Annotated in this window: 10 protein-coding genes; 4 read left to right on the forward strand and 6 right to left on the reverse strand. The window is 67.7% G+C overall.

Annotated features, from left to right (window positions below; translation table 11 throughout):
- Nucleotides 1-16: 16 nt before the first annotated feature.
- From SK803_RS20715 to SK803_RS20725, 3 genes are read right to left on the reverse strand one after another with little or no spacing between them, the layout of a single operon-like run.
- Nucleotides 17-1345, reverse strand: coding sequence for a sensor histidine kinase (locus SK803_RS20715; RefSeq protein ID WP_319967680.1), 1329 nt, complete (start codon nt 1343-1345; stop codon nt 17-19).
- Nucleotides 1335-2024, reverse strand: coding sequence for a response regulator transcription factor (locus SK803_RS20720; protein WP_319967681.1), 690 nt, complete (start codon nt 2022-2024; stop codon nt 1335-1337). The genes SK803_RS20715 and SK803_RS20720 overlap by 11 nt, the downstream gene beginning before the upstream one ends.
- Complete coding sequence (locus SK803_RS20725) at nt 2021-3517, reverse strand: BTAD domain-containing putative transcriptional regulator (protein ID WP_319967682.1); 1497 nt, start codon at nt 3515-3517, stop codon at nt 2021-2023. The genes SK803_RS20720 and SK803_RS20725 overlap by 4 nt, the downstream gene beginning before the upstream one ends.
- 204 nt (nt 3518-3721) lie before the next feature.
- Here SK803_RS20725 and SK803_RS20730 point away from each other — a divergent pair, with 204 nt between their 5' ends.
- Genes SK803_RS20730 through SK803_RS20740 form a run of 3 tightly spaced genes read left to right on the forward strand, consistent with a single transcriptional unit; the run spans nt 3722 to nt 5918 of the window.
- The gene (locus SK803_RS20730; RefSeq protein ID WP_319967683.1) at nt 3722-4654 is read left to right on the forward strand and encodes an ABC transporter ATP-binding protein; all 933 of its coding nucleotides are present in this window, start codon (nt 3722-3724) and stop codon (nt 4652-4654) included.
- On the forward strand, nt 4651-5421 hold the full coding sequence (locus SK803_RS20735; RefSeq protein WP_319967684.1) for an ABC transporter permease: 771 nt from the start codon (nt 4651-4653) through the stop codon (nt 5419-5421). The genes SK803_RS20730 and SK803_RS20735 overlap by 4 nt, the downstream gene beginning before the upstream one ends.
- Entirely contained in the window at nt 5418-5918 is a 501-nt protein-coding gene (locus SK803_RS20740; protein ID WP_319967685.1) for a hypothetical protein, read from the forward strand. Before SK803_RS20735 ends, SK803_RS20740 begins: the two co-directional genes overlap by 4 nt.
- A 48-nt stretch (nt 5919-5966) precedes the next feature.
- Here the strand turns inward: SK803_RS20740 and SK803_RS20745 are convergent, their stop codons facing one another.
- Nucleotides 5967-9134, reverse strand: coding sequence for an efflux RND transporter permease subunit (locus SK803_RS20745; RefSeq protein ID WP_319967686.1), 3168 nt, complete (start codon nt 9132-9134; stop codon nt 5967-5969).
- A gap of 86 nt (nt 9135-9220) precedes the next feature.
- On the opposite strand from SK803_RS20745, the gene SK803_RS20750 reads away from it, so the two are divergent.
- On the forward strand, nt 9221-10402 hold the full coding sequence (locus SK803_RS20750; protein ID WP_319967687.1) for an RNA-guided endonuclease InsQ/TnpB family protein: 1182 nt from the start codon (nt 9221-9223) through the stop codon (nt 10400-10402).
- A gap of 38 nt (nt 10403-10440) precedes the next feature.
- On the opposite strand, the gene SK803_RS20755 is transcribed toward SK803_RS20750, so the two are convergent.
- A complete protein-coding gene (locus SK803_RS20755) occupies nt 10441-10881 on the reverse strand; it encodes a hypothetical protein (RefSeq protein ID WP_319967688.1) in 441 nt (146 codons plus the stop codon).
- Nucleotides 10874-14029 (reverse strand): efflux RND transporter permease subunit, encoded by a 3156-nt coding sequence (locus SK803_RS20760; RefSeq protein WP_319967689.1) that lies wholly within the window; start codon nt 14027-14029, stop codon nt 10874-10876. The genes SK803_RS20755 and SK803_RS20760 overlap by 8 nt, the downstream gene beginning before the upstream one ends.
- Between the last annotated feature and the right edge of the window lie 61 nt (nt 14030-14090).

Genomic DNA, 14090 nt, shown 5'->3' on the forward strand with positions numbered 1-14090 from the left:
TAGAGGATCGTGAAGATCAGGCAGGCGGCTCCACCGCCAGAGGAAGGCGGACGTGGAAGCGCGCGCCGTCTGTCGAGTCGGCGAGCCACACCGCGCCGCCGTGCCGCTCGGTCACCTCGCGCACGATCGCCAGTCCCAGGCCGACGCCACCGGTGTCGCGGTCACGGGCACGTTGTGAGCGGAAGAAGCGCTCGAACACCTTCGTCCGGTCCGAATCCGGAATGCCGGGGCCGTCATCGGCGACGACCAGCTCCGCGAACCGTTCCGTCGACCACAGACCGACCGTGATCCGGTGCCGTGCGTGGTGTTCGGCGTTGTCCAGCAGGTTGCGCACGACACGACTCAGCTCACCCGCTCGGCCGCGCAGCCTGGCTGCGGAGAACGGAGACAGCTCGACGTCCACGACGCCGCGGGCGCGGACCGCGTCGATCTCGTTCAGCACCACCTCATCCAGGTCCACCCACTCGACCGGCTCGGTGACCCCGTCCGCGAGTGCCAGCACGATCAGCTCGTCGGTCAGGTCGCCCAGCCGGACCGCCTCGCGGTGCAGGTCGCCCGCGACACGCACCCAGTCCGTGCTGGACGGGTGCGCGAGACCGACCTCCAGCCGGGTGCGGAGGCTCGCCAACGGGCTGCGCAGCTCGTGCGCGGCGTCGGCGGCGAAGCGGCGCTGCCGTTCGTGCACCTCCTCGAGGCGGGCCAGCATCTCGTTCATGGTGCGAGCGAGCCTGCCCACCTCGTCATCGGCTGACGGCTCCGGGACCCGGCGGTCGAGCTGGCTCGCGGTGATCTCGGTGACCCGTTCCCGGATCGCCTCCACCGGACGCAATGCGCGGCCTACCACCAGCCACGCGGTACCGCCGGCCGCGACCAGAAGGAGCGGCACGATGATCGCCAACGCCGTTGTGGCAGCCTCGACGCCCTCCTCGGCGTGTTCCAGCGACACGGCGGCGTACACGGCGACGGAGCGATCGCGCACCGAGGCAGGTACTCCGGCGACGGCGTGGTGCTCACCATCGGGCAGTCGTGAAGTTCCCGTGACCACACCGCTTTCCGGCCACAGCGCGAGCAGTCGGGTGTGTGCGAGTTCGGAACTGGCACCGAGCACCGAGCCGTCCCGCGCGACGACCTGGACGAGCGGTGGAAGGGCGGAGGGCAAGCCGTCGGCGATCACGGAGGCGAACGAGTCGACCTGGCGGCGGGCCTCAGCTTCGGCGTTGCCGGTGAGCTGGTCGCCGACCAGCGTCAACGCCACCGCGCCGCCCACGACCAGTCCCAGCCCCACGACCAGCACCGCCAGCGCGGTCAGCCGGACGCGGACGCCGGCTCGCCGGCTAACCGCCATCGGGAGCCAGCCGGTAGCCGGATCCCCGGACGGTTTCGACGGCGTGCGTGCCGAACGGCAGGTCGATCTTGCGTCGCAGATAGGCGACGTAGACCTCCAGCACGTTCGACTGGACCGGGATGGCGGAGTCCCACACCTCCTCCAAGGCGAACCGCTTGGACACCACCTGGCCCGGTCGCGACATGAGCAACTCCAACAACGCGAACTCGCGTGGCGTCAGTTCGATCGCCGTCTCGCCGCGGCGGCAGCGCCGGGCCACCCGGTCCAGCGCGAGATCACCCGCGGTCAGCACGTCGGCCAGGCGCAGCCCCGACCGCCGCAGCAGTGCGTGCAGACGAGCCAGCAACACCCGGTAGGAGAAGGGTTTGGTGAGAAAGTCGTCCGCGCCGATGCGCAACGCGCGCAGTTGGTCCAGTTCGCCGTCGCGAGCGGTCAGCACGAGCACGGGCACCCGGATTCCCGCGCGGCGCAACTGCGCGCACAGGTCAAGACCGGGCAGGCTCGGCAGCATCAGGTCGAGCACGATCGCGTCGAACCGCCGGGTCAGCCCGGCGTCCAGGCCGAGCAGGCCATCTGTCGCGGTCTCCACCTCGAACCCGTCCTGGCGCAGACCTTCCGCGAGCGCGTCGGCGAACGGCGCCTCGTCCTCGATCACCAGCACCCGACTCATCTGGGTCATGTCGTCATCACCTGACCGGAGACCAGCTTGCCTCGTTCCAGTATCAGCACCCCGGTGCAGATCCGCTCAACCTCGGGCAACGCGTGTGCGGACAACACCACCGTGATTCCACGTGCCTCGGCAACCGTTCGCACCAGGGTGAGGAGGTCCCGCTGACCAGGCGGATCCAGTCCGGCCGCAGGTTCGTCGAGCAGCACGACCGACGGGTTGTTCACCAAAGCCCGTGCGATGCCGAGGCGTTGCCGCATGCCACGGCTGTACGTGCCGATGCGGGCGCCGCCCCGGTTGCTGAGCCCGACCTGGCCGAGCAGCCGGGCGGCGCGTTCACGTGCCTCGGCGCGCGACAGGCCGAAGAGCCTTCCGTGGTAGGCCAAGAACTCCAAACCCGTTTGATGGCCGGGATATCCGGCGCTCTCCGGCAGCACGCCGATGAGCTTTCGAAGCTCGGTGTGCCGCGTGCCCGGCACACCGCCGACGTAGATCTGGCCACGGGTCGGTGTGACCACAGTGGACAGAATGCGCAGGGTCGTGGTCTTGCCGGCACCGTTCGGGCCGAGCAGACCGAGCACCTCGCCCTTGCGCGCGGTGAAGCTGATGCCGTCCACCGCCCATGAGGTGCCGTATCTCTTCGACAGGTCGCGCACCTCCACGGTCACCTCGTCGGACAACGGGTCGGTGCGCGCGAAGGACCAGATCTCGTGTGGCAGCTGGGTTCTCGCGGGAAACCGCACGAACGGTGCGTCGAGCGCCGGATCAGCGCACAGGATCGCGCGTTGCAGGTCGCTCAGCCGCGACTCGGGTTCGAGCGCCTGCTCGTCGGCCAGCCGGACGCGGGCCGCGCGGTAGGCGTCAAGTGCGTCGGTCACCCGGCCGCAGCGGTACAACGCCAGCATCAGCAGCGCCTGAAACCGTTGCCGGTGCGGGTGTTGCGCCACGAGGTCGGTCAGTTCGTCGACCACTGCGGCATGCCTGCCGAGGCGCAGTTCAGCGTCCAGACACTCCTCCAGCGCGGCCAGCCGTGCCTCTTCGAGTCCGTGGCACAGCACCGCGGCGGCGTCCGGTGTGGTCACGTCCGCGAGCGGCGGGCCGTGCCACATCGACAGGGCGTGCCGCAACAGCGACACCTTGACCGAGTCGTCGATCTCCTGCCTGGCGCCCGTGACCACCGCGCGGAACCGGTGCACGTCGACGGACAGCGGGTTGACCTTCAGCATGTAGGCCGAGCCACGCGTGATGATGTTCGCGTCGTTCTGGCCAGATCTCCCGTCGGCGATCGCCCGGCGCAGCCGCGACACCCGGACGTGGATCGCGTGCTGCGCGGTGCGCGGCGGCTGCGACGGCCACGTCAGGTCGACCAACCGCTCGACGGGCACGAGCTGGTTGGCGTGTAACGCCAGTATTGCGAAGGCGAGACGTTGTTTGCGCGGGCCGAGATCAAGCTGAAGTTTCTGTTCCCAAGCCTCCACAGCCCCTAGCAGGCGAAAATCCACCACGCCCCCTTACTTGCGTTCCTCCCTATGAGGGAATCGGCCGAGTCGGGCATTTCGTTTTGCTCCATTGGTGTGAGTGACTGGCAGCGTGCAAGTCATCACTGCAGGTTGAGGGCCATTTGGCTCAATTTCGGGAGCGGTTCTCATCGTTCTCTCATCTCCATCGAGTCCCCTTATGGCAATTACTCCGAATGGAGAGGAGACGTGATGCCGGGTGTGACTCTCGAAGTTCGCGAGTTGTCCAAGTGGTTCGGTTCCCGGACGGCTGTCGACTCGGTGAGCTTCACCGTGCACGAGGGCGAGGTGGTCGGTCTGCTCGGTCCCAACGGGGCGGGAAAGACCACCACGATCCGGATGCTGTCGACCGTCCTGGCACCGACCGGCGGCGACTTCGCCGTCGCGGGTGTGCCGTCGTCCCGGCCCGCGGACATCCGGGCGCGCATCGGCGTGCTGCCGGAGAGCGCGGGCTATCCCCTGCACCAGACGGGATTGGAATATCTGATGTACCACGGGAGGCTGTTCGGGCTGGCCCGTGACGAGGCCAGGCAGACCGCCGTACGTCTGCTCGGCCAGGTGGGGCTGGCAGACCGCGCCCAGACCCGGATCGCGACCTACAGCCGCGGTATGCGGCAACGACTCGGCATCGCACGGGCGCTGGTGAACAACCCTTCCGTGATGTTCCTCGACGAACCGACGCTGGGCCTGGATCCCGCCGGGCAGCGGGAGATTCTCACCCTGGTGCGGACGATCGCCGAGGCACGCGGCACGACCGTGGTGGTGTCGACGCACACGCTGCCGGAGGTCGAGCAGGTGTGTTCCTCGGTGCTGATCATGAACAAGGGCAAGGTCGTGGTGTCCGGCAGCGTGGCGGAGGTGACGAGCACGGAGGCCGCCAGCCGCCGGTCCGGCCGCCTGCGTGTGCCGCCGGACCAGGTCGCGCGGGCGTCCGAGGTGCTGCAACGCCTGCCCGGCGTGTCGGTCGAGGTGTCGAAGGACGTCGTGACGGTCACGTCCGCGGACGGAATGAACGACGTGTTGTCCGCCGTGCTCGACGCCGGGGTCACCCTGCTGTCGTTCGAGGTCGACGGCGCGAGGCTGAGCGACGCCTTCCTGGCGATGACGCGGGGAGGTTCGTCGTGAGCGCGCGGATCATCGCCGGTCAGGAGTGCCGCGACCTGTGGCTGAGCGGCCGCGGTCCGGTGCTGACGTTCGCCTACGCCGTGTTGCTGAGCGCGGTGACCTACCTGGCCGCCACCAACCAGGTCCTGAACTTCCTGGAACAGCGGGAGTCGGTGAACCTGGTGCTGCAGATCGCCGTCGCGGTCGGGGTGTTGCTGACGCTGGTCGTCGCCGCGGACGCGATCAGCGGCGAACGCGAGCGGGGCACCCTCGAAAGCCTGCTGCTGACGCCGGTGTCGCGCGGCTCGATCGTGCTGGGCAAGCTGGTGGCCGCGATGACGTTGTGGGCCATGGTCTTCGTGGTCGCGGTGCCCTACCTGTGGGTGCTCGGCAAGGGCGTCGCGGTGGTGGGCGAGGCACTGCTGCTCGGCCTGGTCGTCGGGACCCTGCTGGCGCTGTCGATGGCCGCGGTCGGTCTGCTGATCAGCGCCCGGTCCTCGACCAACAAGGTGAGCCTCGCCGCGTCGCTGTTCCTGTTGCTCGCCTTGTTCGCGCCCACGCAGTTGCCCGCGATGCCGACGTCGTCGGCAGGTGACCTGCTGGTGCGGATCAACCCGGTGACGGCCGGGATGCACTACATCGGACTGGTCATGCTCAAGGGACACACGTGGACCCAGGACCTGTCGTACCTGATTTCACCGGTGGTGGCCGTGGTGGCCACCGCCGTGGCACTGGTCGTGATGGGGCCGCGCATCGTCCGGCTCACGGGAGGAGTTGGTTCGGGATGAGACTGCTGCTCGCCGCCATGGTACTGGCGCTGTTCCCCGCCACGGCGTCGGCGACCGTCGAGGTGGCGGTGTCGGAATCCCGCATCACCGGCACCGTCGGTCAGTACCTGAACATCAGGTCGACGGTCACCAACACCGGGTCGTCGCCGACCGGAAAGCTGATCGCACATCTGAACGTGGCCTCGTTGAACGACGTGTACGTGGACCTGGAGGACTGGACGGCAGCACCGACGCAGTCTCTGCCGCCACTGGGACCAGGCGAGCGCGCCGAGGTGTCGTGGGACATCCAAGCGGTGAACGCCGGGGTGTTCAACGTGTACGCCGTCGTGCTGCCCAACGGTTCCGAGTCGTTGTCCGCCAGCCCGCCCATCCACGTGGAGGTGGCCGGGCGGCGCACGCTCAGCGCCGGTGGCGCTCTGCCGATCGCACTGATCGTGCCGATCCTGCTGGGGATCGCGGTCTACGCGGTTCGCCGCCGTCTCCGCGACACCGCGTGAAAGCGTGAAGGGCACCCTCACCGGAGGGTGCCCTTCACCGCATCTCGGCTAAGCGGGAACCGGCGTGGGTTCTGGCTTCGGTTCGGGGTCCGCCTCGCGTCGTGGCCCGGCGAACCGGAGATAGAGGGACGGCGTCACGAAGAGGTTCAGCAGGGTCGAGGTGAACAGGCCGCCGATGATGACGATCGCCATCGGGTGCTCGATCTCGTGCCCCGGCAGGTCGCCCGCGATGGCCAGCGGTACCAGGGCCAGACCGGCGGCCAGTGAGGTCATCAGGATCGGCGCGAGACGTTCGCGGGCACCGCGCAGCACCAGGTCCCGGCCGAACGGCTCGCCCTCCTCCCGTTCCAGGTGCTGGAAGTGGTTGATCATCAGGATCCCGTTGCGGGCCGCGATGCCCAGCACCGTGAAGAACCCGACCAGCGACCCGAGTGACAGGAGACCACCGGTCAGCCACGCCCCGAACACGCCACCGACCAGTGCCATCGGCAACGTCAGCAGCACCAGCACGGCCAGCCGCCAACTGCCGAACGCGGTCACCAGGATCAGCAGGATCGCGATCAACGCTCCGCCGGCGAAGAGCAGCAACCGGTTCTGCGCCGCGGTGGCCTCCTTGTACTCGCCCAGCAGTTCGGCGTGGAACCCGGCGGGCATGCTCACCTGAGCCAGCCGCCGCTCGACCTCCCCCGCCACGTCGCCGAGTGCGGCGCCCTCGGCCACGTTGGCACCCACGTCGATCCGGCGCGACCCGTTCTCCCGCAGGATCTGGTTCGGCGCGGACACGACCTTCACCGAGGCGAGGTCACCGATCGGCACCTTCCTGCCGTCCGGCGCGTCCATCAGCAACTGGCGCACCGACTCCACGCTGTACCGGGCCTTGGGCTGCGACCACACGTGCACCTCGGTGTTCTTGCCGTTGCGCCAGATGTCGCCCGCCTCCTCGGAGGAGATGAACGCCGAAGCCGTCCGCCGCACCTCACCGGGCGAGATCCCGTACTGCGACGCCTTCTGCAGATCGACCTCCACCGCCACCTGCGGGATGTTCGTCTGCAGTGTCACGTGTTCGTCGATGATCCCGTCGATCCCGGCGATGAGCTCCTTGACCTCGTTCGCCTTCTGCCGGATGCCGTCGAGGTCGTCGCCGTAGATGCGGACGGTGATCGCGTCACTCGATCCAGTCAGCACCTCCTTGGTGCGTTCCTTCAGGTACGTCTGCACGTCGCGTTGCAGGCCCGGATACCCGTCGACGACTTTCTGCACGGCGGCAAGGGTTTTCGTGTAGTCGACGTCCTTGTCGATGCTGATCCAGTTCTCGGTGAAGTTCATGCCGACGACCTCGTCGGCGAGCGTGCCCTGGCCGATGTGCGCGCCGAAGTTGCGCACACCCGGAATCGCGCGCAGCTCCTTGCTGGCCTGCTGGGTGATGCGGACCATCTCCTCGCGCGAGGTGCCCGGCTGGGCGACCCAGTGCATCAGGAAGTCCCGCTCCTTGAACGCCGGGAACAGGTTCTGGCCGAGGAACGGCGCGATCGCGAAGCCCGCGATCATCACCACGGCCACGCTCGAGTACGCCACGCCGGGCCGCGGCACGATGCGCGCCAGCAGTGCCGTGTAACCGCGTTGCAGCCACCGCACCAACGGCGACTCGCGGTGTTCGATCGGCGCGTTGCGCAGCATGATCAACGCCAGCGCGGGGATCACCGTCAACGCCACCAGCAGTGACGCCAGGATCGACAACCCGTAGGCGAACGCCAGCGGGCGGAAGAAGGCCCCGGTCAGTCCACTGAGGAGGAACACCGGTGCCGTCGACGCCAGGATGATCAGGGTCGCGTGCACGATCGGGCCGCGGACCTCGATCGAGGCCTCCAGGATGATCGACGCGGTGGATCTGGCACCGCCCTCGCGCCGATGCTGCCGTATTCGGCGCACGATGTTCTCGATGTCGATGATCGCGTCGTCCACCAGGACACCGAGCGCGATGACCAGTCCCGCCAGGATCATCACGTTTATCGTCCCGCCGGTGGCGTTCAGCACGAGCCCCGCGGCCACCAGTGACAACGGGATGGTGATGGCGCTGATCAACGCCACCCGCCACTCGAACAGGAAGAAGATCAGGATCAGCACGACCAGGCCGAAGCCGATCAGCATCGCGCGGCCCAGGTTGTTCACCGATGTCTCGATGAACGTCGCCGGCCGGAAGATCTCGGTGTCGACCTGCAACCCTCGCATACCGGGCTGGAAGTCCTTGATCACCTGCTCGACGCCGCGCGTGACCTCCAACGTGTTCGCCCACGGCAGCTTCTCGATGATGATCATGACACCGAGACCGTCGTTGATGACGGCGTCGCCGGTGAGCAGTGACGGCGGCATGACGTCGTCGCGGATCTCGGCGACGTCCTTGAGGTAGACCTTCGGCTCACCGGGTTTGGTCTCGATGGGGATCTCGGCCAGTTGCTGCCCGGACAGCTGGGGCAGCTGATGCTGCACCGGGAACCGGTTGTTCGCCGTGTCCACGTACCCACCGGTGCCGATCTCGAAGCCGCCCTTGAACTTCAGCTGCCCGACGTCGACCGCGTTGCCCGCGGAGTCGAGCACCTGTTGCATGGTGACGTTGTGCTTGTTCATCAGGTCCGGGTCGACCAGTGCCTGCTTCACGTGCCACCGGTCGCCCCAGATCGCCGCGTTCGCGACGCCGGGCACGCGCATCAGCCGCGGCCGCAGCGACCAGTAGGTCAGCAGTGCCATGTCGATGTGGGCCTGGTCGGACTTGTCGTCCTGCGAGATGCCGATCTTCATGGCGCGGCTGGTCGACGACAGGGGCTGGATCATGAACGGCGGGTTCGCCCACCGCGGCAGCCGTGGTGTGATCGCGTTGACGCGTTCCTGGATCAGCAGCCTCGCCTTCATCAGGTCGGTGCCCTGCTCGAAGATCATCACGATCGACGACAGCTGGGACACGGACTTCGACCGCATCGCGGTCAGTCCCTCGATGCCGTTGAGCCCCTGTTCCATCGGCACCGAAACGAGCTCTTCGACGTCCTTTGCGGACAGTCCGATGCAGATGGTCTGAATTTCCACGCGGGGCGGCGCGAACTCGGGGAACGCGTCGATGGACATGTCCTTGATCTGCAGGATGCCGAAGAACATCATCATCGACGCACCGACGACCACGAGGAACTTGAGTTTCAGGCTCGTACCGATGATCCAGCGCATCATTTGAAATCCTCCGAGGACACGCCGCTCTCCAGGGCGGGGAAGGGCGGGAAGAACCACTTGCTGATTTGTGATCCATGGGTGGGCAGGTGAAGCGGGGGTTCAAGTACCGCTTCTATCCGACGGAGGCGCAGGCAGTGGAGCTGTCGCGCACGTTCGGGTGTGTCCGCAAGGTCTACAACCTGGCGTTGCAGGCTCGCTCGGAGGCGTGGGGGCAGCGTGGGGAGCGGGTCGGCTACGAGGCCACGTCGGCGTTGCTGACCGTATGGAAGCGCACCGAGGAGCTGGCGTTTCTGGGTGAGGTGTCGTCGGTGCCGCTGCAGCAGACGTTGCGGCATCTGCAGACTGGGTTCACGAACTTCTTCGCCAAGCGTGCGCGGTATCCGCGGTTCAAGTCGCGGAAGAAGTCGCGTGCCAGTGCCGAGTACACGCGTTCGGCGTTCCGCTGGCGCGACGGGACGCTGACCCTGGCGAAGATGGCCGATCCGCTGGACATCCGCTGGTCGCGGCCACTGCCCGACGGCGCGGTGCCGTCGACGGTGACCGTGTCGCGGGACCCGGCCGGACGCTGGTTCGTGTCCCTGCTGTGCGAGGACCCCGGCGTGCGGCCGCTGCCCGCCACGGATGCGGTGGTGGGCATCGATGTCGGTCTCGAGTACCTGCTGGTGCTGTCGTCCGGGGAGAAGATCGGCAATCCCCGGCACGAGCGCCGGGACCGGACGATGCTGGCCAGGGCGCAGCGGACGTTGTGCCGCAAGCAAGTCGGCAGTAGCAACCGGGCCAAGGCCCGCGTCAAGGCCGCCCGCATACACGCCCGTATCGCTGATCGGCGCACGGACCATCTGCACAAGATCACTACTCGGCTCGTGCGTGACGCCCAAACGCTCGTGATCGAGGACCTGGCCGTGTCCAACATGGTCGGCAACCACCGCCTGGCCCGCGCGATCAATGACGCGGGCTGGCGGCAGTTCCGGCAATTGCTGGAGTGCAAAGCAAGTTGGTACGGGCGGGACGTGATCACCGTTGATCGCTGGTTCCCGTCGTCCAAGCTGTGCTCGACCTGCGGCGCGCTCGCCGCGGACATGCCGCTGCACGTGCGCACCTGGACCTGCAACTGCGGCACGACCCATGACCGGGACGTGAACGCGGCACGCAACATCATGGCCGCCGGGCTGGCGGTGACAGTCTGTGGAGCCGGTGTAAGACCTCAACGGAACCCTCCGAGCGGGCAGTCGGTGATGAAGCAGAAAGCCCTGCGGTGCGAGCCGTAGGAGTCCCTCGTTCACGAGGAGGAAGAGGCCAAGGTTGGCTACTTCCCGACGCCGAGTTCGGCTCCGTACAGCTCGATGAGGCCTGTCTTCACGATCGTGGTGCCGACCGCCGGCCCTGCGGACAGGAACGCTTCGGTACCCGCGTTGCCGCCCACCGTCGCGATGGTGACCTGCTCGCGCACGTACTGGCGCGACCCGGCGACGATGTAGACCCAGGTGTTGCCGTCGGGTGTGTAGATCACCGCCTGGTACGGCACGACCGTTCCGGTGGCGGCCGCGGCGACCGTGGTCGTCTCGACGCCGACGCGCTTCACCGCCTGCTCGGTCAGCGTCACGCTCTTCACGTTCTTGCCCTGGACCGCTTCCACCTTCGCAGGCTTCTCCTGCGGGGCCTCCGTGGCGGAGGTGACGGTGGTGCATCCCGGCACTCCCAGGCCGAGGACGATCAGGGCCGCCGCGGCCCATCGCTGGCTAGACATCTGTCTTCTCCTGGGCACCTGTCTTCTCCTGGGCATCTGTCTTCTCCTTCGCGGCGAACTGGGGGTAGAGACCAGGCAGGATGAACAGGTTCACCAGTGCGGTGGTGACCAGGCCGCCCACCACGACCAGCGCGAGCGGCGCGAGGATCTCCAACCCGGTCACGGCGCCGTAGATCACGAACGGCACGAGCACGAGGCCAGTCGCCAGCAGACCTGTCACGGCCGGGGTGAACCGCTCGCGCATACCCCGTACGACCATGTCGGGACTGGTTTCTTCCAGTCGTTGCAGATGTGCGATCTGCAGCACGCTGGTGCGCACGGCCACGGCCAGCACGGCTAGCAGGCCCAGCAACGCGGCCACGGACATCGAGCTCCGGCCCAGCAAGGCGGCCAGCACGCCGCCCGACAGCGCCACCGGCAGCAGCAGGAACGTGAGCGTCGCCAACCGCCAGCTGCGCAGGCCGGCCTGGAGCAGGAAGAAGATCAGGATCGCCGCGCCCGCGACGTAGGTCCAGACTCGGAAGTCCGTCGCCGACCGGGCCTGGCTCTCCCCGAGCACCTCGAGGTGGTGTTCACGCGGGAAGCTCAAGCCCTTGACCCGCTCGGACACGGCGGCCGTGACGTCGTCCAGCGACCTGCCGCGGACGTTCGCGACGACGTCCATGCTCCGCGACACCTGGTCGTGCGTGATCATCGCCGGCTTCGGCGAGACCCGGACGTCCGCGACGTCGCTCAGCTTCACCTGGGTGGGGCCGCCGTCCTGCCCACCGGTCGGCGCGTCGATCAGCAGGTCCTTCACGGTGTGGGGGTTCTGACGCAGCTCCGGCTTGCCCCAGACCACGACCTCGAAGATCTTCTGGTCGTCGAACAGGTTGCCGGCGATGGTCGCCGCGACCAGCGTCGCGGACTGCCTGCGGACGTCGCCGGGCTTGAGGCCGTACTTCGCCGCACGCTCCACGGAGACCTCGATCTCCATGGTCGGCTGGATCTCGGTCGAGTTGATCCGAGGGTCGGCGACGCCGTCGATGCCCTTGATGATGCCGAGCACCTCGTTCGCCTTCTCGTTCAGCACGCCGTAGTCGTTGCCGTAGACGCGCACGACGAGGTCGGCGGAAGTGCCGCGGCTGAGGACGTCGCGGACCTGGCGGTCGGAGTAGGTCAGCACGTCGCTGCGGATGCCGGGGTAGCCCTTCACCACCTCGCGCACCGCGTTCAGGGTGCTGTCGTAGTGGGCCTCTGGTCGCATGCTGACCCAGACCTCACCGGAGTTGATGTTGGCGACCTGGTCGGACGCCAGCGCGCGCCCGGTGTGCGCACCGGCGTTCCGGATGCCACCCGTCGTCCGCAACTCGGAGGTGAGCGCGGCCGTGATCCGGTTCATCTCCTGACGCGACGCGCCGGGCGCGGCCTCCCACTTGATCAGCACGTCACGTTCCTGCAGCGTCGGTGACAGCGGTCGCGAGACGAGCAGCGGCAGCAGGGCCGCCGACGCGATCACCAGCAGGACGCCGAGCGCGTACCCCAACACGCGGAAACGCACGAACGTGGGCAACAGCCTGGCGTATCCGCCTTCCATCCGTGCGGCGAGCGGGGACGGCTTGTGCGCCAACGACTCCTTCGCCAGCAGCATCGTGGCCAGCACGGGCGCGACGATCAGCGCACAGAGCAACGACACCACGGTCGCGACCAGGAACGCGACCGCCACCGGCGTGAGGAACGCGCCCCTGACGCCGTCGAGCACGAGCAGCGGCACGACCGACACCGCGGTGATGACCGCCGCGACGAACAACGGCCCACGCACCTCGATGATCGCCGCGCCGATCACGTCGGAGGCCGAGGTCTCCGTCGACGTCTCCTGGCGCTCCCTCAGGCGTTGACGCACGTTCTCCACGCCGACCACGGCGTCGTCGATCACCACGGCGAGCGCCATCACCAGGCCCGCCAGGGTCATCATGTTCAGCGGTATCCCGAACCAGGACAACACGAGCACCGTCGTCCCGACCGACGCCGCCACGGTGACGAGGCTGACCAGCGCGCTGCGCCAGTGGAACAGGAACGCGCCGAGCACGAGCAGCAGCAGGAGGCCGCTGATCAGCAGGGTCGTGACCAGGTTCTCCTTCATCTTGTCGATGAACGACGCCGGCCGGTAGATCGTCGTGTCCATCTGCACGCCGGGCAGGCCGGGACGCAGCTCGTTCAGCGCGGCCTCGACGTTCTTGGTGACCTCGGAGACGCTGCTGCCGGGGAACCGCTCGACGACGAGCATCAGGTTCGGCTGGTCGTTGACGACCGCGTCACCGATGAGGATCTGGTGGTCCTCGGTGATCGTGGCGACGTCGGAGAGCTTCAGACCGCGGTCCTCCGCGCCCTGGATCGTCACCTTGCCGAGCTCGGTGGCGGTCTTGATCGGCTGGTTGTGCTGGATCTCGATGCGCTGGTTCTTCGTGTCGACGAAACCACCCAGACCCGGCGTGGACGCCTCGACGAACGTCAGCGGCGACACCCACAACGCGTTGGCCGAGGTGCGCAGGACCTGGTCCAGCGTCACGGCGTTCTTCGCGAGCTGCGACGGATCGACCTGCACCTGCAGCTGCCGGTCGCGGAAGCCCCAGACGGCGACGTTCGCCACGCCGGGCACGCTGAGCAGCCGCGGCACGACCGACCACCGGGACAGCAGCGACATGTCGATCAGCGACTTGTCCTTGGACGCCAACCCGATCATCATCAGCCGTCCGGTGGACGACAGCGGCTGCACCACCAGCGGCGGCTTGGACGACGCCTGCGGCAGCGCGGTCGACATGGTCAGGCGCTCCTGCACGACCTGTCGTGCGCGGATGGGATCCGTGCCCGGCTCGAACGTCATCTCCATCGACGTGAGGCCGGGAACGGTGCGTGACTCCAGCTTCGCGAGCCACGGGATGCCGTTGAAGAACTCGTTCTCGATGGGGTTCGTGATGAGGTTCTCGACCTCTTCGGCGGAGAGCCCCAGTGCCTCCACCTGAACGTCCACCCTCACCGGTCCGAACTCCGGCAGCGCTTCGACGTTGCTGTTGCGCAGCTGCACGAAGCCGAGCGCGATGAGGGCAATCGCGACCGCCAGGACGAGACGGCGGTACCTCTGGCTCGACCCGACGATCCAACGCATCATGGCCGGGGACCTCTCACTCCGATGACCTTGCGGGCATGGAGCGACCATGAACTTGCCTGGT

Source organism: Lentzea miocenica, assembly GCF_033949945.1.
GTDB classification, from domain to species: Bacteria; Actinomycetota; Actinomycetes; order Mycobacteriales; family Pseudonocardiaceae; genus Lentzea; species Lentzea miocenica.

Bases quoted from the DNA above. Each gene is read 5' to 3' on its own strand.
- SK803_RS20715 (WP_319967680.1), bottom strand. From the start codon at position 1,345: ATGGCGGTTAGCCGGCGAGCCGGCGTCCGCGTCCGGCTGACCGCGCTG.
- SK803_RS20720 (WP_319967681.1), bottom strand. From the start codon at position 2,024: ATGACCCAGATGAGTCGGGTGCTGGTGATCGAGGACGAGGCGCCGTTC.
- SK803_RS20730 (WP_319967683.1), top strand. From the start codon at position 3,722: ATGCCGGGTGTGACTCTCGAAGTTCGCGAGTTGTCCAAGTGGTTCGGT.
- SK803_RS20740 (WP_319967685.1), top strand. From the start codon at position 5,418: ATGAGACTGCTGCTCGCCGCCATGGTACTGGCGCTGTTCCCCGCCACG.
- SK803_RS20745 (WP_319967686.1), bottom strand. From the start codon at position 9,134: ATGATGCGCTGGATCATCGGTACGAGCCTGAAACTCAAGTTCCTCGTG.
- SK803_RS20755 (WP_319967688.1), bottom strand. From the start codon at position 10,881: ATGTCTAGCCAGCGATGGGCCGCGGCGGCCCTGATCGTCCTCGGCCTG.
- SK803_RS20760 (WP_319967689.1), bottom strand. From the start codon at position 14,029: ATGATGCGTTGGATCGTCGGGTCGAGCCAGAGGTACCGCCGTCTCGTC.